At 43.0% G+C, this 20,686-nt stretch carries 15 protein-coding genes, 1 pseudogene and 1 riboswitch; of the genes and pseudogenes, 14 read left to right on the forward strand and 2 right to left on the reverse strand.

The features are described from left to right. Positions 1–14 precede the first annotated feature (14 nt). From SM122_RS10270 to SM122_RS10285, 4 genes are all read left to right on the forward strand, one after another. Positions 15–1,364: a hemolysin family protein gene (locus SM122_RS10270; protein ID WP_070449287.1), complete on the forward strand. Its 1,350-nt coding sequence runs from the start codon at positions 15–17 to the stop codon at positions 1,362–1,364. A 408-nt stretch (positions 1,365–1,772) separates the two neighbouring features. Further along, the gene (locus tag SM122_RS10275) at positions 1,773–2,750 is read left to right on the forward strand and encodes an ABC transporter substrate-binding protein (protein ID WP_195424103.1); all 978 of its coding nucleotides are present in this window, start codon (positions 1,773–1,775) and stop codon (positions 2,748–2,750) included. A gap of 10 nt (positions 2,751–2,760) precedes the next feature. Continuing rightward, the gene (locus SM122_RS10280; protein WP_195424105.1) at positions 2,761–3,654 is read left to right on the forward strand and encodes an ABC transporter permease; all 894 of its coding nucleotides are present in this window, start codon (positions 2,761–2,763) and stop codon (positions 3,652–3,654) included. 9 nt (positions 3,655–3,663) lie between these two features. Then, positions 3,664–4,467: an ABC transporter ATP-binding protein gene (locus tag SM122_RS10285; RefSeq protein WP_014713718.1), complete on the forward strand. Its 804-nt coding sequence runs from the start codon at positions 3,664–3,666 to the stop codon at positions 4,465–4,467. Between the two features lie 179 nt (positions 4,468–4,646). On the opposite strand, the gene treR is transcribed toward SM122_RS10285, so the two are convergent. Beyond that, positions 4,647–5,312, reverse strand: coding sequence for a trehalose operon repressor (gene treR / locus SM122_RS10290; RefSeq protein ID WP_407700477.1), 666 nt, complete (start codon positions 5,310–5,312; stop codon positions 4,647–4,649). Here treR and SM122_RS10295 point away from each other — a divergent pair. The 6 genes and pseudogenes from SM122_RS10295 to SM122_RS10320 all read left to right on the forward strand — a co-directional run. Further along, positions 5,199–5,963, forward strand: a pseudogene (locus SM122_RS10295) (alpha-amylase family glycosyl hydrolase); the annotation flags it as partial. The gene treR and the pseudogene SM122_RS10295 overlap by 114 nt on opposite strands. Positions 5,964–6,092: 129 nt before the next feature. Further along, positions 6,093–8,405, forward strand: coding sequence for an endonuclease/exonuclease/phosphatase family protein (locus SM122_RS10300; RefSeq protein ID WP_195424109.1), 2,313 nt, complete (start codon positions 6,093–6,095; stop codon positions 8,403–8,405). 213 nt (positions 8,406–8,618) lie between these two features. After that, the gene (pflA, locus tag SM122_RS10305) at positions 8,619–9,413 is read left to right on the forward strand and encodes a pyruvate formate-lyase-activating protein (RefSeq protein WP_003005017.1); all 795 of its coding nucleotides are present in this window, start codon (positions 8,619–8,621) and stop codon (positions 9,411–9,413) included. Between the two features lie 124 nt (positions 9,414–9,537). Beyond that, positions 9,538–10,473: a manganese-dependent inorganic pyrophosphatase gene (locus SM122_RS10310; RefSeq protein ID WP_003005572.1), complete on the forward strand. Its 936-nt coding sequence runs from the start codon at positions 9,538–9,540 to the stop codon at positions 10,471–10,473. Between the two features lie 63 nt (positions 10,474–10,536). Continuing rightward, a complete protein-coding gene (locus tag SM122_RS10315; RefSeq protein ID WP_324738335.1) occupies positions 10,537–11,049 on the forward strand; it encodes a YiiX/YebB-like N1pC/P60 family cysteine hydrolase in 513 nt (170 codons plus the stop codon). Further along, positions 11,033–11,683, forward strand: a complete 651-nt coding sequence (locus tag SM122_RS10320; RefSeq protein WP_125826904.1) for a DUF1803 domain-containing protein — start codon at positions 11,033–11,035, stop codon at positions 11,681–11,683. Before SM122_RS10315 ends, SM122_RS10320 begins: the two co-directional genes overlap by 17 nt. A gap of 39 nt (positions 11,684–11,722) precedes the next feature. Here the strand turns inward: SM122_RS10320 and SM122_RS10325 are convergent, their stop codons facing one another. Then, a complete protein-coding gene (locus SM122_RS10325) occupies positions 11,723–13,168 on the reverse strand; it encodes a UDP-N-acetylmuramoyl-L-alanyl-D-glutamate--L-lysine ligase (RefSeq protein WP_324738336.1) in 1,446 nt (481 codons plus the stop codon). A gap of 87 nt (positions 13,169–13,255) precedes the next feature. Between SM122_RS10325 and SM122_RS10330 the strand changes: the two genes are divergently transcribed. From SM122_RS10330 to mgtA, 4 genes are all read left to right on the forward strand, one after another. Further along, on the forward strand, positions 13,256–14,884 hold the full coding sequence (locus SM122_RS10330) for a putative polysaccharide biosynthesis protein (protein WP_195487466.1): 1,629 nt from the start codon (positions 13,256–13,258) through the stop codon (positions 14,882–14,884). 291 nt (positions 14,885–15,175) lie between these two features. After that, on the forward strand, positions 15,176–16,273 hold the full coding sequence (locus tag SM122_RS10335) for a cystathionine gamma-synthase (RefSeq protein ID WP_223345217.1): 1,098 nt from the start codon (positions 15,176–15,178) through the stop codon (positions 16,271–16,273). A gap of 1 nt (position 16,274) precedes the next feature. Next, a complete protein-coding gene (locus SM122_RS10340; RefSeq protein WP_031576001.1) occupies positions 16,275–17,438 on the forward strand; it encodes a MalY/PatB family protein in 1,164 nt (387 codons plus the stop codon). Between the two features lie 35 nt (positions 17,439–17,473). Further along, a riboswitch (M-box (ykoK) riboswitch) is annotated at positions 17,474–17,631 on the forward strand. Between the two features lie 207 nt (positions 17,632–17,838). Next, positions 17,839–20,499, forward strand: coding sequence for a magnesium-translocating P-type ATPase (gene mgtA, locus SM122_RS10345; RefSeq protein ID WP_031575989.1), 2,661 nt, complete (start codon positions 17,839–17,841; stop codon positions 20,497–20,499). Positions 20,500–20,686 lie beyond the last annotated feature (187 nt).

Consider the following 20,686-nt stretch of genomic DNA (forward strand, 5'->3'; position numbering starts at 1 on the left):
GGAGGAAAGTATCCATGGAAGACCCTGGCAGTCAGGAAATTTTATTGGAATTTATTTTATTGATTGTTTTGACATTATTGAACGCCTTTTTCTCGGCAACCGAAATGTCAATGGTATCGTTGAATCGTTCTCGTGTAGTGCAAAAAGCAGAAGAAGGGGATAAAAAATACATTCGTCTTCTTAGCGTTTTGGAACAGCCCAACCATTTTTTATCCACTATTCAGGTGGGGATCACCTTGATTACCATCTTATCTGGGGCGAGTCTTGCAGATAGCCTTGGTCATGTCATTGCTGGATGGATGGGCAATACTAAAACGGCTGTTGCAGCTGGAAGCTTTTTATCTCTAGCGTTTTTGACTTATATTTCGATCGTATTTGGGGAACTCTATCCGAAACGAATCGCTATGAACCTGAAAGATGAGTTAGCTGTTCGAACGGCTCCGATTGTCATTTTATTAGGAAAAATTGTTAGCCCCTTTGTTTGGTTGCTTTCAGCGTCGACCAACCTTTTGAGCCGTATCACGCCAATGGAATTCGATGATCCGGATGAAAAGATGACGCGGGATGAAATCGAGTATATGCTGACCAATAGTGAAGCAACACTAGATGCGGACGAGATTGAGATGCTCCAAGGGATCTTTTCATTAGATGAAATGGTAGCGCGTGAAGTCATGGTGCCACGGACGGATGCCTTCATGGTTGATATCAATGATGATACCAAAGAAATCATTGAAAGTATCCTTAAGCAAAACTTTTCACGGATTCCTGTCTATGATGATGACAAGGACAATGTCATCGGTCTCATCCATACCAAACGTCTCTTGAACGAAGGATTTATCAATGGCTTTGATAATATTGTCTTAAGAAAGATTTTACAAGAACCTTTGTTTGTTCCAGAGACTATTTTTGTGGATGATCTTTTGAAGGAATTGCGCAATACCCAAAATCAAATGGCTATTCTGCTTGATGAATATGGTGGGATGTCTGGTTTGGTTACTCTTGAAGACCTCTTGGAAGAAATCGTCGGTGAAATTGACGATGAGACTGACAAAGCAGAAATTGATGTCTTTGAAATTGCGGACAATACCTATGTCGTACAAGGAGCCATGTCACTAAATGACTTTAACGAATATTTTGATGTTGAGTTGCAAAGTGATGATGTGGATACCATTGCAGGGTATTATCTGACAGAGGTTGGGCGAATTCCAACCTTGAAAGAGCGACTCAGCTGTGAAGTCGATAGTCAAAAGAAACACCTCATTTTGACAAATGACAAAGTAAAAAATGGTCGTGTGACCAAGGTGAAAGTTGAAATTTCTGAAATCGTCGAGGAAGATGAAGAAACAAAATCAAAAGAAGATTAAAAAATAGAGGCTTGGACGTGTTCCAGCCTCTGTTTTTTTCTTGTCAGGAACAGTTGAATTTTCAAAAAATTTCAAAAATTTCTGAAATAGTCTTGACAGCCAAAAAAAATTAAGGTAAGATAATACCCATAAAAAAAGAAAGCAGAAAATAAACATGAAGCAACAAGCCATTTCAACTCAAAAATTTTACTTTAGCTACTTTAGATAGTGTTTGTAGACATGATCTCATGGATGCAAACAACCCAAGCAATTTGTTTGTATCTATGTGGCTAAGATTTTTGATGATGGTCCATAGAGCTAGTATCTAAATGGACCGAGGTTTTGTAACTTGTTGGAGAATTTCAAGCATCCGTTTAGAGTATCATCTAAGCGGATTTTTTGTTTATTTTGCAGAAAAGGAGTCAATAAATGAAAGTAGTGAAAAAATTGCTAGCACCTGTCCTGGTTGTAGGACTTCTGTTAACATCATTGGTGACCTTACATAACCTAAAAGATACTAAAAAAGACAATGTCTTTCGAATTGGGATTTCCCAGTACATCACCCATAAGTCGCTCGATGCGACACGAAAAGGCTTTATCGAGGAGTTGAAGAAAGAGGGCTATGTAGATGGGAAAAATATTCAGATCGATTTCCAAAATGCTCAAGGGGAGCAACGAAATCTGAAAAATATTTCTAAACAATTGGCAGAAGAAAGTGATCTAGTCTTTGCGATTGCAACTCCTTCTGCACAAAGTTTGGCTAATACCACTAAATCAACACCTATTGTCTTCTCAGCTGTGACCGACCCATTGGCAGCGAAATTGGTGAAAAACTTGAAAGAACCAGGTGGCAATATCACAGGGACAAGTGACCAGTCAGAAGATGCGATCGCTACACAGGTAGACATGATTAAGCAAGTGCTTCCAACGGCGAAAACAGTTGGGATTCTCTATACGCAAAGTGAGCCTAACTCCGTCGTCCAAAAAGACAATGCGAAGAAGATCTTAGAAGCTAAAGGCTATCAAGTGGTTGAAAAAACAATTCTTGATAGTAACAATGTGAAAGCTGCAGCAGACAGTATCATGTCAGAGGCAGATATCGTCTTTGTTCCGACGGACAATATTATCTCTTCTACAATGGACACTGTCAAACAGGTTTCTATCAGCCATAAGGTGCCAGTTTTTGGTGGGTCTGCTGAGATGGTGGCTACTGGTGGTTTGTACAACTTTGGTACCGATTATGAGGAATTGGGAAGACAAGCTGCTCGGATGGCTGTTCGCATCATGAAGGGTGAGAAAACTGGAAAAGTCGCAGTTGAAACACCTGAAAAATTAGAATTGCATACCAATAAAGAGATGGCTAAAGAGCTTGGAATTGATATTAGCTCGTTGAAGGTAGAAAAATAGGAGGTTTGAGATGAATTTCGTTTTATCAAGTTTATCAGAAGGTTTATTGTGGTCGATCATGGCGATCGGTGTTTACTTAACATTTCGAATTTTAGATATTGCCGATATGACGGCAGAAGGAGCCTTTCCACTTGGGGCAGCAGTTGTAGCCTCACAAATTCAAGCGGGAAGAAACCCTTGGGTTGCAACCTTGTTGGGCTTTTTAGCAGGGATGATTGCAGGCTTGGTTTCTGGGGTTCTCCATACAAAAATGAAAATTCCAGCCCTCTTGACAGGGATTGTCACTTTGACGGGGCTCTACTCTATCAATATCAAAATTATGGGAGGGGTTCCTAACCTTTCTATTGGAGATGCAGGTACCATTTTCAAGAGTGTCATGAAATTTGGACTTTCTAATGAAGAAGCTGTCTTTTTGATTAGTATTTCCTGCTTGATCATCGTATGTATCTTGTTGACCCTCTTAATGAAGACGCAACTTGGCTTGGTTCTGCGCTCGACAGGTGATAACATTCCGATGAGTGAGGCTAATGGGGTCAATGTGGACAACATGAAGATGTTGGGCTACATGATTTCAAATGGCTTGATTGCCCTTTGTGGCGCTATGTTTGCTCAAAATGATGGTTTCTCAGATGTGACTTCTGGGACAGGGACGATCGTGGTTGGCTTGAGTGCGGTGATTATCGCTGAGGTTTTGATCCACGAATTGACCATTGGTTGGCGCTTGCTTTCAATCGGGGTTGGAGCCATTGTTTATCGTTTGATTATCTTAAATATTTACGAGATCCCAAATCTCGATCAAAATATGGTTCGTCTCTTCAATGCGATCTTGCTCGCGATTGTCTTGTTCGCTCCTGAGGCGCAAAAACGTCTTCGTGTTCGCGGATTGAAGTTAGGAAATAAGTAGGAGAAAAGTATGGCAACATTATTATCAATTGAAGGCATTCATAAGACATTTGAAGCAGGAACGGTTAATGAAAACCACGTCTTAAAAGGTTTGGATCTCCAAGTGGAAGAAGGAGATTTCATTTCGGTCATCGGTGGAAATGGAGCTGGGAAATCAACCTTGATGAACATCTTGGCAGGAAATCTAGTCGTGGATGAAGGGGATATCTTGCTAGAAGGTAACTCCATTAAAAATACGAGTGTTCGGAAGCGTGCGAAAGATATTGCGCGTGTCTTCCAAGATCCTAAGATGGGGACGGCTTCTCGTTTGACCATTGAAGAAAATATGGCGATTGCCCAACGTCGGGGGAAATCTCGTGGTTTGAGCTGGGGAGTTCGGGAGAAAGATCGCGAATTGTTCCGTGAAGCCTTGAAGGAACTGAATATCGGTTTAGAGAATCGTCTCAAGGTAGATACCCAATATTTGTCTGGTGGGCAACGTCAAGCTTTGACCTTGGTCATGGCAGCTTTGGTTAGACCAAAACTCTTGCTTCTGGATGAACATACCGCAGCGCTCGATCCCAAGACCAGTGAAATGGTCATGGAATTGACCCAAAAGATCGTGGAAAGCCATGATTTGACAACCTTGATGATTACGCATGATATGAACCATGCGATTGAATACGGCAACCGCTTGATCATGCTCTACCAAGGCAAGGTCGTGGTCGACGTCAAAGGAGAAGAAAAGAAAAACCTAACGGTTGAAGATTTGATGCGCCTCTTCCAACAAAACAGTGGTGAAACCCTGGTAAGTGATGAATTGGTATTAGGATAAAATGAGAGTGGGACAGAAATCGGTTATTCGTTAGAATTCGATTTCGTCGTCCCACCTTCGCACAGTTGAGTAGGGCTGTAAAAGCTGATGAAATCAGCGTAGAGAGCCCACTCAACCACTGCGTCTTGCTCGACAATCCAAAAATAATTGAGAGGCTAGGACTTTTGTCCCAGCCTCCTTTATTTCCTCCGTTCTGCATAGTCGACAAAATGAAACTTGTCTAATTTGTGTCGGCTTTCGGTGAATTGGAATTGGCGTCCGTCTGCTAGGTGAACTTGGGAACGGACAGTTACCACGTGTTTGTCTTTTCCAAGATCCAGTAAGATTTTGTCACGATTATCGATTGGTGAAATCAAGATTTCTTTTTTGGCATAGCCAATCTGCAATTTCAAGTCTTCTTCTATATATTGGTAGATAGAGTGCTGGGCAATTTCCTTGGTCAGGCCAGGGATCAGCTCTCTGTCTAGGTAATCAATATCTAAGACAGAAGCGACACCATCCACCACCCGTTGCCGGGTTACTTTCCAAACCAAACGGTGAAGAGGGAAACCTGTCTTTTTAGCTCCTTTTTCATCGATACTGATTTGTTCCAAACGAATGACATTGGTTTCTGAGCGAAGACCAGAAGCTTTGACGATTTCTTGATAGCTGGTTAATTGGGAAACGGGGAAGTCAAAGTGTGCTTGCCTACAAATTTGCGACCCCATCCCTTGAACAGTCTCGATAAAGCCTTCTTCCTGCAAGAGCTCAAACGTCTCTATCATACTTGGGGCAAGGAAATGAGTGAACGTGTTGGTTGGAGTGCCCTTTTCTGGAATAACCATGACCAACCTCGTGCTTTGAATCGCTTTGTAGATATCAAGAACTTCCGCAATGAAGGAGCGACCATGCTCGCAGCTAGCATTCACTTGTCACGTGGGACCCCTTATATCTATATGGGGGAAGAAATCGGCATGATTGATCCAGACTATGATTCGATGGCAGATTACGTGGATGTGGAGTCCATCAATGCTTACCAAATGCTCTTGGACCAAGGCAAGTCACCTGAGCAAGCCTTCAAGATTATCCAAGCTAAGTCCCGTGATAATTCTCGTACGCCCATGCAATGGGATGCTTCTCTAAATGCCGGTTTTTCAACAGGCACGCCATGGTTGAAAGTTGGGAAGTCCTATAAAGACTTCAACGTTGAAAAGGAGATGGATGGACCAATCTTTACCTTCTATAAAGAATTGATTCGCTTGCGCAAAGAAATGCGGATCATTTCAGAAGGAAGCTACCAGCCAGCACTGGAAGATAGTCAAGAAGTCTATGCTTTTGAACGCCACTTAGACGGTCAAAAACTCTTGGTACTCAATCATTTCTATGGAAGTGAAGTTGAAGTAGCGATTCCAGAAGACTACCAAGCATGGCGCGTGCTCTTGTCCAACTATGAGAATGTAAAGCTTTCTGAAAAAGTAATTCTGAAACCGTATCAGACACTGGCAATTTTAGCTTAAGTTCTTGACACTTCGATCTTTTTGGGTCGAAGTGTTTTTCTTTTTGAAAAATATTTTTGAAAGCGCTTGAAAATGCAAAGTCATTCCCTTATAATAAAAGAGGAAAACTTTTTAGGGATGGAGAAACGCATGAGAAAAAACGGTAAAAAGATTCGCCTACTGGGAGTAGCCACCTTATTGGCTAGTCAGTTGGGGGTCTTTAGCAGTGCCCTCACGGTAGTTGCAGACGAGACCACAGCTTCGACTTCAGAGCCAGCGCTTGTGACGAACACTAGTAGCGAGGAAGGCTCGACAAATCATTCGACTTCCGCTACAACAACAACTACAGAAGCTACGACGAGAGCTTCAAGTGATAAAGAAGAGACATCTAGCAGTTCCTCAGACGATACTGAGGAGAAAACGGTTAAGATCGGGGACATTCAAGGGGAAGCGCAACGCTCTCCACTGGAAGGCCAAAAAGTGGCCATCCAAAATGCAGTGGTGACCAAGACAGACCGCTATGGTTTTTATGCCCAAGATATTGAATCGGATGGCAATAGTCGGACTTCAGATGGGATTTATGTTGTTTCCAAATACAAGGTGAAAGTCGGCGACAAGGTGAAAATCACCGGTACCGTCAAGGAAGGCTATATGGAAGAGGTTACCTTGGGAGCAGGGAAGACCTTTAAGGAACCAACGAATAGTTTAACAGTGACCATGCTGGTCGATGCTTGGATCACAAAAGATGGGACAGCCCCTCTTCCAGAAGCTGTGAATATCACTGCGGGCATGCCAGCAGATGTGAAGCCTAATCCGACTGCTTATGCTCCAGAAACCGATGCCCTCGATTATTGGGAAAGCCTGGAAGGAATGCTCACGGTGGTGAAGAAACCGCATGTCCTTGGTCCCCAGTACAAAGGAGATATCTATGTCTTGGGAGAAGATTTCACAGGTCTTCCTTTAAACAATATTGGAGGTCTGAATCTACGGCCACATGCGCAAAATACAGAGACGATCCCGATTTATGTTGGGAATCAGTTTGTCGCAAAAGCTAAGGATTACTTTACAGAAGATGTGACAGGAGTGGTAACGTATCGAAATAGCTTCTATAAATTAGAGCCCACTCAACAGTTGACGGTCCAAGATGGTGGCTTGCAGCGTCAAGCAGCTCAAACGCAACCAAGTGAGGACAAGCTGACCATCGCTTCCTACAATATTGAAAATTTCTCGGCCAACAATGCCAAAAATGAAACCCCAGAGGATAAGGTGACGCTGATTGCCAATTCCTTTATCCATGAAATTCACAATCCAGACATCATTACTTTGATCGAAGTGCAGGACAATAATGGTAGTGTGGATGACGGAACGACCAGAGGTGTTGAAAGTGGACGCAAACTAGCCAATCGGATCAAGGAATTGGGGGGTAAGAGCTATGAGTATACGGAGGTTGCTCCAGTAGATGGCGCTGACGGAGGAAAGCCTGGTTCCAATATTCGTTTGGGAATCCTCTACAATCCAGAACGCGTGAGCTTAGCCAAAAAAGAGGCAGCAACTAGCAACGAGGCAGCGCAATTTGACAAGGGACACCTGGTTAAAAATCCAGCTCGGATTGCCCCTAATGACCCATCGTTTGATCATACTCGCAAGTCCTTAGCCGTTGAATTTGAATTCAAAGGTCAACCAGTTGTGGTGATTGCCAATCACTTGAAATCAAAAATTGGAGATGATGCTATTTATGGGGCAAGCCAACCAGCAGTGGAACATACCTTGCCAACTCGTGAAGCACAAGCCAGTGTCATCCATCAATTCGTCCAAGAAGGCTTGAAGCAAAATCCGAAGACCACCTTTGTTTTGACGGGTGATTTTAATGACTACGATTTCTCAACCACGGCACAGATCCTTGCGGGTAGTGAACTAACCAACTTAATGGCTCAACATGATGTAGGCGATCGCTATTCTTATTTCTACCGTGGAAGCAATCAAGTTTTGGATAACATTTTTATCTCAAACAACATGGCAGCTAAAGCAAGGTTTGAACCAGTCCATATCAATGCTTCCTTTATGAAGGAACATGGTCGTGCATCAGACCATGATCCTGTCTTAGTCCAAATCGACTTTAGTGGAGCACAAACTCCAGGAATGCCGACGGATGATCAACAAGGAAATACAGGACAACCAACGGATCAAACCAGCTCTTCTTCATCGAATACAGGATCTCAACTTGTCTCTCATCAGACCCAAGCCAATGAACAAAAGAGTTCAACATCTGAAAGCAAAGAGAAGGGCAAGAACGAAGATGAGAAGCAAGACGACAAGGAAGAGGCCACAACAGAAACCAAGACACCAGGCAAGCGGAAAATCCTTCCATCTACTGGACAAGAAACAAGCTATCTAGCTCTTTTTGGAGTGGCAATAGCTACGATGAGTCTTGTCTGGTACAAGAAGAAAAGGATGACTCACTAACGTGTTTTATAAGAAAGATCTAAAAAAGGAGTCGCTGGCTCCTTTTTTCTCCTAAAATACAGGACAGATAGTCCCATATTGGAAACTGTACTAGGACAATGAAAACTACTGAAAAGAACAGTTTCTTTTCAAAAAAAAGCTTAAACTCTTTAAAATAGATGGAATCGTGTTATAATAAAATCATAAAACGTTTTCAAGAGAAGAGGTTCCTCAATGGAAAATGAAACAGTTGACTATGGAAAAGTAACAGGAATGGTACACTCAACAGAAAGTTTTGGTGCAGTAGACGGGCCTGGGATCCGCTTTATTGTCTTCCTTCAAGGCTGTCAAATGCGGTGTCAATACTGCCACAATCCAGATACTTGGGCAATGGAAACCAACAAGTCCCGTGAGCGGACGGTGGATGATGTCTTAGAAGAAGCCCTCCGTTATCGTGGATTTTGGGGCGAAAAAGGGGGAATCACTGTCAGTGGTGGAGAAGCCCTCTTGCAGATTGACTTTTTGATTGCACTTTTTACCAAGGCTCAAGAGTTGGGCATTCATTGTACTTTGGATACCTGTGCTCTTCCTTTCCGGAATACGCCTCGTTATTTGGAAAAATTTGACCGCTTGATGGCAGTGACTGACTTGGTACTTCTGGATATCAAGGAAATCAATGATGAACGGCACAAAATTGTGACCAGCCATACCAATAAAACGATTTTAGCCTGTGCCAAGTACTTGTCTGATATTGGAAAACCCGTTTGGATTCGCCACGTCTTGGTGCCTGGGCTTACAGACCGAGATGATGATTTGATCGAGCTTGGAAAATTTGTTAAAACCCTTAAAAATGTCGATAAATTTGAGATCCTTCCTTACCATACTATGGGGGAATTCAAATGGCGTGAATTGGGAATTCCGTACAAATTGGAGGGTGTGAAACCACCGACAAAAGAACGGGTCCAAAATGCAAAAGATTTGATGGAAACAGAAAGTTACCAAGATTACCTGAAACGGGTCAAAGGATAAAACGTATAGACAGTTGGTCACTCCAGCTGTCTTTTCTATTGAAATGCACAACTATTCCCTTTCTTTAAATGGCAAAACGTGCTAAAATAGAGTGAATCTATAAATGAAATAAAGAGGTAGAAACATGTCAAAAATTCTCGTTTTTGGTCACCAAAATCCTGACTCAGATGCTATCGGCTCATCTGTAGCTTTTGCTTATCTTGCAAAAGAAGCTTATGGTTTGGATACAGAAGCAGTGGCTCTTGGAACTCCAAATGAAGAAACAGCTTTCGTATTGGACTATTTTGGTGTGGAAGCACCACGCGTCATCACATCTGCTAAAGCAGAAGGTGCAGAGCAAGTCATCTTGACGGACCACAATGAATTCCAACAATCTGTTTCAGATATCGCTGAAGTAGAAGTATATGGTGTGGTGGATCACCACCGTGTGGCTAACTTCGAAACTGCTAGCCCACTTTACATGCGTTTGGAACCAGTTGGATCAGCATCTTCTATCGTTTACCGCATGTTCAAAGAACACGGTGTAGCAGTGCCAAAAGAATTGGCAGGTTTGATGCTTTCAGGTTTGATTTCAGATACTCTTCTTTTGAAATCTCCAACAACACACCCATCTGATAAGGTGATTGCGCCTGAATTGGCTGAATTGGCTGGTGTCAACTTAGAAGAATACGGTCTTGCCATGCTCAAGGCTGGTACCAACTTGGCAAGCAAATCAGCAGAAGAATTGATCGATATCGATGCTAAGACTTTTGAATTGAACGGAAACAACGTTCGTGTGGCTCAAGTGAATACAGTTGATATTGCGGAAGTTTTGGAACGCCAAGCTGAAATCGAAGCAGCTATCCAAGCTGCCAATGCAGCTAACGGCTACTCTGACTTTGTTTTGATGATTACAGACATCGTCAACTCAAACTCAGAAATTTTGGCCCTTGGTGCCAACATGGACAAGGTAGAAGCAGCTTTCAACTTCAAACTTGAAAACAACCACGCTTTCCTTCCAGGTGCCGTTTCACGTAAGAAACAAGTGGTTCCTCAATTGACTGAAAGCTTTAATGCATAATCATAGATGGGGAAGCCCATTGTTAAAAAGGAGTTTCGGCTCCTTTTTTGCTAGGAGAGAAGTATGTTAGAAAATGGCGATTTGATTTTTGTGAGAGATGATTCGGATATAGGACAGGCCATCCAGGAATCTACTGGTAACTATAGCCACGTGGCCATCTTTTTGGATGGACAGGTCTATCATGCTACGGTGGAAGGCGGTGTCCTTGCCCAGGCTCCTGAGGACTTCTTTGAAGCTGGAAAAGTCTATGACCTTTATCGCTATCCGAAAATGGATCACAAAGAGGTCAAAAAGCTGGCAGAGAGCCTTTTAGGGGCTCCCTACAATGCTTCCTTTTATCCAGATGGAGATGGTTTCTATTGTTCCCAGTTTGTAGCAGAAATTCTCCCTATTTTTGAAACCATTCCCATGAAGTTTGGAGATGAGGAAGAGGAGATTAGTCCGTTCTGGCTGGATTACTACAGAGGGCTCGGTCTAGCGGTTCCTTTAGATCAGCCCGGGACCAACCCGAGTCAGTTAGCCCAATCACCACAGCTACAGTTTAAAGAAAGGTATTTGGATGATTACAATCATTAATCCTACACGTTTGACACGTCAGCCATTTTTTAAGGACTTGATCAACTTTTTGGATCAGCACGACGATGTGATCCTGCGGCAAATCAAGGCCCAATTTCCAGATCAACCAGTGGATAAGCTGATGGAGGAGTATATCAAAGCGGGATTCATCCTTCGAGAAAATAAACGCTACACCCTCAATTTGCCTTTCTTAGAGTCAACTGATCGAGTTGAACTGGATCAAGAGGTCTTTGTTCGAGAGGACAGTGCAGTTTATCAAGAATTAAAAGCCAAGGTCTTCCAAACGGAACTCCGCAACACGACCAATGCAGCGATTCTCATAGAGGAGACGGACTTTGCGCGACATGCACAGACCCTTTCCAATTACTTTTATAAGGTAGCTCACCAATACCCATTGACGGAAGATCAAGAAAAGCTCTATGCCATCTTGGGAGATGTCAATCCCGAGTATGCTCTTAAGTATATGACCAGCTTTTTGCTCAAATTTCTCAAAAAAGAAGTAGTCCAGCAAAAGCGCAAGGACATCTTTGTCGATAGTTTAGAAATCTTAGGCTATATCCGCAAAAATGATGAAGGCAAATATGAATTAGCAGTGGACTTGGATAAGGAAAGACTGATGTTTATCAAACAATAGAAAGAGGCTAGGAAATTTTCCTAGCCTTGTTTCGTTTGATTAAAGATAACGTTCAGCGATGGCGGCGTCACCCGGATACTCTTCTTTAATGCCATTGACGATTTGGTAGCAGTCAGCTCCTTTTCCTGCGATAATGACAGCATCTTCAGGCTTGCTGGTAGTTGCCATAGCCCGTTGAATGGCTTCTTCGCGATCTGCGATTTTCTCGACAGGGCGCGTGATAAAACTACTAATCTCTTCAGCGATAGCCAAAGGATCTTCATAGTTGGGATCATCCGCTGTGAGGAAGACTTGGATTTCAGGATGGTCTTTTAAGAGTAAGCCAAAGTCTTTGCGGCGGCTCTCTCCTTTATTCCCAGTTGATCCGAGAACTAGTGAAATCGTCCCCGTTTGATGGGTTTCAACAACTGAGAGTAGTTTTTTCAAGCTATCTCCATTATGGGCATAGTCGATGAAGACCTTGGCTCCATTTTGCTGAGTCAAGACTTCCATTCGGCCAGGAACGCGCGTCTTAGCAATCCCTTTTTGGATATCCTCGAGACTCGCTCCTAGGCGAAGGCAGGCAAGCCCTGCTGCTACAGCATTTTCTTGGTTGAAATGTCCAATCAGTTGGATATCATAGTTTCCAGCTAATTTACCAGTGGCTGAGAAGCTGAAAGCTTTGGAGTTTTCAATTTGATTCTCAGACTGGCTTCCATAAAAATCGTGGTCTTGGTTCGCGACTTGGTCCGCTAAAACTTGGAAATGATCCATATCACTATTGATGACAACGGCTTGGCTATTCTTCATGAGGAGACGTTTGTGGTAGAAATAATCCTCAAAAGTTGGGTGTTCAATCGGTCCAATATGGTCTGGACTGATGTTGAGAAAAACACCAACGTCAAAGGTCAGACCGTAAACCCGTTTCACCAGATAAGCTTGACTGGAAACTTCCATAATCAAGTGGGTCCGATCATTGGCTACTGCCTGAGCCATCATGGCAAAAAGATCCAAACTCTCTGGCGTTGTCAGGGTCGATTTAAAGAAGTTTTTACCATCCAGTGTCGTATTCATGGTAGACAGCATAGCTGGTCGGTGACTTTGTTTCAAAATATGGTAAGCAAAATAGGCCGCTGTTGTCTTTCCCTTAGTCCCTGTGAAGGCCAATAGTTTTAATTGTTTCTCAGGGTGCCCATAAAACTCCATAGCAATTAAGCTCATGGCCTGCTTGATATCATTGACGAGAATGGCAGGAATACCAACTTCATAATCTTTTTCAGAGACATAAAAGCCGAGTCCATTAGAAATAGCCTGTTCCAGGTATTCTTTTTTGAAGTTGGCCCCTTTGACAAAAAAGAGGGTGCTAGCAGAAATCTTCCGGCTATCATAGCTAATAGCATCAAAACTTGTTCCTTCTAGATGGTAGTAGTATTCACCATTTACTAGAACTTCTCGGAAATTTTGGTCTTGTTTTAAAATGTTGAGGGTTTGTTCAATTGTAATCATAAAACTATTGTAAACCTAAAGTCCCTATTTTACAAGTGTCATGGAAAAGTTTATAATGAAGAGAAGAAGAAACGAAAGAGGACACCAATGAGTCACGAACAAAATGACCAGCAAGCCCAGATGCTACGCGGGACTGCCTGGATGACAGCCAGCAACTTTATCAGCCGTTTGCTAGGAGCCGCTTATATTATTCCTTGGTATATTTGGATGGGAAAATATGGGCCACAAGCCAATGGTCTTTTTACAATGGGCTACAATATCTATGCTTGGTTTCTCTTGATTTCGACAGCCGGAGTGCCTGTAGCTGTTGCCAAGCAAGTAGCCAAGTACAATACCCGGGACCAAGCCGATCATAGCTTTGCCTTGATTCGGGGCTTCTTGAAATTTATGGGAATTCTAGGCCTAGGATTTGCCATTCTCATGTATCTTTTGTCTCCTGTCTTTGCGAGTCTTTCAGGTGGGGGAAAAGAGTTGATTCCGATCATGCAGAGCCTTTCTTGGGCTGTCTTGATCTTTCCTTCGATGAGTGTCATTCGGGGATTTTTCCAAGGTTTTAACAACATGAAGCCTTACGCCATTAGCCAGATCGCTGAACAAGTGATCCGGGTCATCTGGATGTTGCTCACGACCTTCTTCATTATGAAGATTGGCTCAGGAGACTATGTGCAGGCTGTGACGCAGTCGACCTTTGCGGCCTTTATCGGTATGGGAGCGAGCCTTCTGGTGCTCTTTTATTACCTTGCAAAGACAGGCTTGCTCTCTTCTATTTTTAGAAAGCAAGAGGGAAGTGAAGGGATTGATACTCGGGCTCTCTTGATCGATACGATTCGTGAGGCCATTCCTTTTATTATCACTGGTTCCGCCATTCAGCTCTTCCAAATTGTTGACCAGATGACCTTTATCAATGTCATGTCTTGGTTCACAGATTATAGTCAAAAGCAGCTCTTGGTCATGTTTAGTTATTTCTCTGCTAATCCAAACAAAATCACCATGATCTTGATCGCAGTAGCGACTTCGATTGGGGGAGTTGGGATTCCTCTGTTGACTGAGAATTATGTCAAGGGCGACTTAAAAGCTGCAGGCAAGCTCGTACAGGATAACTTGACCATGTTGCTAGCTTTCTTGCTTCCAGCCACCTTTGGTGCAGTAGCAGTCGCAAAACCACTTTATACGGTTTTCTATGGGCAACCAGATGGCTTGGCCTTAGGACTCTTCATCGTAGCGATGTTGCAGACCGTAATTCTCGGTCTTTACACGGTCTTATCGCCAATGATTCAAGCTCTCTTTCAAAATCGCAAGGCCATTCGCTACTTCCTTTATGGTGTAGTGGTGAAATTGGTCCTACAAATTCCATTTATTTTGGTCTTTCGTTCTTATGGACCACTTTTGTCAACGACCATTGCCTTAATGGTGCCAATCGTTCTCATGTATCGAGAGATCCAAACCATCACTCAGTTTAATCGCACCATCGTCTTCAAGCGGACCTTGCTTGGTTCTATCCTGACTATGGTGATGCTACTTGGAGTCTTGATCGCTGGCTTGATTTTGGGCTGGATTTTCCCACCAAATGGTCGTGTATCGAGCATGATTTATATCATCGTCATTGGCGGATTAGGAGTTGCTATATATGGAGCCTTAGGATTATGGCTACGGTATTTTGACCGCTTTATCGGAGGGCAAGCAGCACGTCTCAGACAAAAATTCCGGATTAAATAAACCTGTGAGGCTGGGACAAAAGTCCTAGCCTCTTAATTGTTTTTGGATTGTCGAGCAAGACGCAGTGGTTGAGTGGGCTCTACTACGCTGCTTTCATCAGCTTTTACAGTCCTACTCAACTGTGCGGAGGTGGGACGACGAAATCGAATTCTAACGAATTACCGATTTCTGTCCCACTCTCTTTTCTTATAGTTTGAAACTATAGCTGGGTCTTGAAAATGGGAAAACCGCTCTCCTCATAATAGTGATAAAATAGTAAGCAGTTAGATTAATTGATTATTGGAGGGCAATATGAGTAAAAAACGCAATATCAATACGATTTTGGCACAGGCAGGAATCAAGTCAGATCAAGCGACGGGAGCTTTGACGACTCCGTTGCATTTTTCAACAACTTACCAACACCCAGAATTTGGTCAGTCTACAGGTTTTGACTATACCCGTACAAAAAATCCAACACGCGCAACAGCTGAGAAGACTTTGGCAGCTATCGAAAGTGCAGATTATGCTTTGGCGACAAGTTCTGGAATGTCAGCGATTGTGCTTGCTTTTAGCATTTTCCCCGTTGGTACAAAAGTCTTAGCCGTTCGTGACCTTTATGGAGGCTCTTTCCGCTGGTTTAACCAACAAGAGCAAGAAGGCCGCTTCTCTTTTACCTATGCCAATACAGAAGAAGAACTGCTCCAATACCTAGAAAAGGATCAAGTAGATGTCCTCTATATTGAAACACCAACTAATCCATTGATGTTGGAATTTGATATTGCTCATTTAGCGAAATTGGCCCATGCAAAAGGTGCCAAAGTCGTGGTGGATAATACCTTCTATAGCCCTATTTACCAACGCCCAATTGAAGAGGGTGCTGATATTGTTCTTCATTCAGCAACCAAGTACCTAGCTGGTCACAACGATGTCTTGGCTGGTGTTGTCGTGACAAATGATCCAGACCTGTATGACCAACTCTTTTACAATTTGAACACGACCGGTGCTGTTCTTTCCCCATTTGACAGCTATCTGTTGATCCGTGGGATCAAGACGCTTTCGATCCGGATGGAGCGCTCGACAGAGAATGCTCGCAAGGTGGTCGAATTCTTGAAAACATCTCCTCAGGTTAAAGAAGTTCTCTACACTGGAAAAGGGGGGATGGTCTCCTTTAAAATTCAAGATGAGAAAAAAATTCCTAATTTTTTAAATTCTCTTCAAGTCTTTACCTTTGCAGAAAGTCTGGGTGGAGTGGAGAGCTTGATCACTTATCCGACTACTCAGACTCATGCAGATATCCCTGCAGAGGTTCGTCATTCATACGGCTTGACAGATGACCTGCTTCGTTTGTCTATCGGAATCGAAGATGCGGATGATTTGATTGACGATTTGAAACAAGCATTGGAGGCTTAAGATGACCAAATATGATTTCACGACTTTACCGAATCGATTGACCCACCATACCTACAAGTGGAAAGAAACTGAGACAGATCCAGAAATCATTCCAGCTTGGATCGCGGACATGGATTTTAATGTCATTCCAGAAGTACGAGAAGCTGTTATCGGCTATGCAGACCAAATGGTCTATGGCTACACCTATGCATCGGATAGCCTCTACCAGTCTATCCTTGATTGGGAAAAAGAAGAGCATGGCTATTCCTTTGACAAGGAAGCTGTCGTCTTTATCGAAGGCGTTGTTCCAGCTATTTCAACAGCTATTCAAGCCTTCACCAAGGAAGGGGATGCGGTCTTAATCAATACACCGGTCTATCCTCCATTTGCCCGAAGTGTCAAACTCAATCGTCGAAAATTGATCGAAAATTCGTTAGTCGAAAAAGACGGTCTTTTCCAAATTGATTTTGATCAGCTAGAAAAAGACATTGTGGAGCAAGACGTTAAACTCTATGTTTTGTGCAATCCGCACAATCCTGGAGGCCGTGTATGGGATCGTGAAGTCTTGGAAAAAATCGGCCACCTCTGTCAAAAACATGGTGTCCTTCTCGTTTCAGATGAGATCCACCAAGATTTGGCCTTGTTTGGCCACCGTCATACCAGCTTTAACACAGTTGATCCAAGCTTTAAAGATTTCAGCTTGATCTTAACCAGTGCAACCAAGACTTTCAATATTGCAGGAACAAAAAATTCCTATGTGGTCATTGAAAATCCAAAGCTTCGTACGGCTTTTAAACAACGGCAATTGGCCAATAACCAACATGAAATCTCAGGATTGGGCTATATTGCAACAGAAGCGGCTTATCGCCATGGTAAACCTTGGTTGACAGAGCTCAAGCAAGTCTTTGAAAAACACATCGACTATGTGGTAGATGAATTGCATGCAAAGACCAAAATCCGTGTCATGAAACCCCAAGGAACCTATCTTCTTTGGTTGGACTTTTCAGCCTATCCTTATACCGATGATGAGCTGCATGCTAAAATTCATGACCAAGCCAAATTGATTTTGAACCGTGGAACAGATTTTGGAAAAGAAGGAAACTTGCATGCTCGCCTCAATGTAGCAGCCCCTTTCACCCTCATTGAAGAAATCACCAAACGCTTGGTGGAAACTTTTCTCAAATAAGTGTTGACTTTCTGTAAGTGAAGGAGTACAATAAACTCGAAATACGGTAGGTGAGGCTACCACAAGGATACGGATGACTACCGCAAAGCAGTGGAGACACTACTCGTTGGTTAACAGTCCTGATCGCAAAGGTCAAGACTAAGCTCATTTCATTGCCTTGCGGAGCTAAAGCTTGGACGGTCAGTTTTTTGAGAGTTTTGATTGAAAAATTAATGACGAGTTTCATGAGTCCTACCGATCGAGGGTAGGACTCTTTTTTATGCCTTACCAAGAAAAGAGAAAGGAGAGAGCTATGATACAAATTGACGATCATCCCGAACCGCACCGAACCAGCCAATCGCTGATTTGTGTCGTAGGGACTCCAAAAGTGATTGGCTCCTGATTGAAAAAGGAGATACCAATGCAAACAAATAAAGAAAGACTCATTGCTGCTCTTCAAGAACCACTTGAAAGCACCTTTGCCGACTACAAAACCAGTGCCCTTGGTTTAGTTGACGATCAAGTAGAAGAAAACCGCGATATTTATGGCGAAAATGTCATCACAAAAGGTCAAGAAGATTCCATGATCAAAAAGATCTATGAATCGATTATTAATCCTTTTACGGTGATTTTGTTGGTCATTGCGCTGGTTTCCTTCATCACCAATGTCTGGCTAGCAAAACCAGGTGAACAGGATCCAACGACCTCCATCATCATTGTGACCTTGGTCTTGATTTCTGGTGGGATCCGCTTCATTCAAGAATTGCGGAGCGACAAAGCTGCCAGCAACTTATCACGTATGATTGTCAATACAGCGACCGTTCTGCGTGATGGATCAGAACAAGAAATTCCGATCGATGAAATCGTTGTCGGAGATGTGATCAAACTGAGTGCCGGCGATATGATCCCAGCAGATGTGGTCTTGATTGATTCTCGTGACTTTTTTGTCCAACAATCTGGCCTCACAGGGGAAAGTGATGCTGTTGAAAAGGTTTGTCTCAGAAAAGCCGACAGTCAAAATTTAGATAGTCTCTTGGAGAGTGAAAGCTTGGCCTTTATGGGGACCAATGTCATCTCAGGGCGGGCGACAGCCTTGGTCTTGGTCGTGGGGGATGAAACCATGATGGGCGCTATTGAGCAAACCATCAACACCTATGACGAACCAACCTCATTTGAGAGAGAAATGAATACCATCTCTTGGCTCTTGATTCGGCTCATGTTAGTGATGGTGCCCGTCGTCTTTGTGATCAATGGCCTCACAGACGGTGACTGGTTAGAAGCGGGTGTCTTTGCCCTCAGCGTTGGGGTTGGTTTGACTCCTGAAATGCTGCCGATGATTATTACAGCGAGTCTTGCTAAGGGATCCATCATCATGGCCAAGGAAAAAGTCGTTATCAAAAAACTCAATGCCATTCAAGACCTCGGGGCTATTGATATTTTGTGTACAGATAAGACAGGAACCTTGACCCAAGATGAAATCGTTTTGGAGTATCCGCTTGATATCCATGGCGATTTGGATCTATCAGTCCTTCGCCGGGCTTACTTGAATTCCTATTTCCAAACCGGGCTAAAAAATTTGATGGACCGGGCGATTATCAATCGAACCCATAAAGAAGCCAAGAAACATGAAATCGTCCGCGATCTAGATCAAACCTTCCATAAGATAGATGAATTGCCCTTTGATTTTGAACGTCGTCGCATGAGTGTCATTGTCAAAGATGAAGATGGTGTGGTTAGCATGGTGACCAAGGGGGCCTTGGAAGAAATGCTCTCTGTATCGACTTATGTTGAATACAAGGGTGATATCAAACGATTAACAGACGAGGTCCGTCAAGAGGTCCTCGCTGAGGTCGCTCAATTAAATGAACAAGGTCTTCGTGTTTTGGGCGTCAGCTACAAAACCGACTTGGACGAAAATGAAATCTTTAGTGTTGAAGATGAAGGAGACATGATCCTAACCGGTTACCTGGCCTTTCTTGATCCACCAAAACCTTCTGCAGCTCCAGCGATCAAAGCTCTTGCAGAATATGGGGTTACCACTAAGATCTTAACTGGCGACAATGATAAGGTCACCCAAGCTGTCTGTGAAAAAGTAGGACTAGATGTCGAGCGGATACTTTTGGGAAGCGAAATCGATACGATGACAGACCAAGAGTTAGCACAAGTTGTGGAAACAACAACGGTCTTTGCCAAATTATCACCAGATCAAAAAGCGCGGATCATCCTCTGTCTCAAGAACAATGGCCACAAGGTGGGTTACATGGGAGATGGGATTAACGATGCTCCATCCATGAAGGTCTCAGACGTTGGGATCTCCGTGGATACCGCTGTGGATATTGCCAAGGAAACAGCAGATGTCATCCTTCTAGATAAGGACTTGATGGTTCTTGAAAAAGGCTTGGTCGAAGGCCGCAAGGTCTATGCCAATATGACCAAGTACATCAAGATGACGGTCTCTTCTAACTTCGGGAACATCTTTTCTCTGCTCTTTGCCAGCATCTTTTTGCCTTTCCTTCCAATGGCTCCCGTTCATTTGATTGTGCTCAATCTTATCTATGATCTTTCTTGTATCGCCCTTCCTTTTGACAATGTCGACAAGGAATTCCTCAAGAAACCTCGTATCTGGGAAGCAAACTCTATCATGCGTTTTATGGCCTGGATTGGTCCCATTTCATCTGTATTTGATATTATTACCTACATGCTTCTTTACTTCCTTGTTGTTCCTATGATTTTAGGTCATGGCTACAACCATGGAGCAGCAGATGCAGCAGCCTTTATCATGGTGTTCCAAACTGGATGGTTTATCGAATCCATGTGGTCTCAAACCATGGTTATCCATATGTTGCGTTCACCAAAACTGCCATTTATCCAAAGTCGTCCAGCCTTCTCAGTCGTGGTGACGACCCTAGCAGCAGCCTTCTTTGTAACCTCCCTTCCATATAGTCCTTTGGCTTCTATCTTGAAGTTGAGCCAACTAAATGGATTGTACTTTGTTCTATTGTTTGCTATTATCGTCCTTTATATGCTGAGTGTGACGGTTGTCAAACGTATCTATATTAAGAAATACAAAGAATGGTTGTAATTGATTGATAGAAAGAGTGAGTCCGAACTTAAAAAATTAAGTGTAAGGGCTCTCTTTTTTTTGTAAAATTTGGTATAATAAGAAGAATGTAAAGTTGGAAATGAAGATTTCCATGTGCTGTGAGTATCAAAGAGGGACTGAAAGAAAGAGTAGAGCTTGACTCCACTTTTATCATAGTTCTTTTTTG

Source organism: Streptococcus gingivalis (assembly GCF_035544715.1).
GTDB lineage: Bacteria > Bacillota > Bacilli > Lactobacillales > Streptococcaceae > Streptococcus > Streptococcus gingivalis.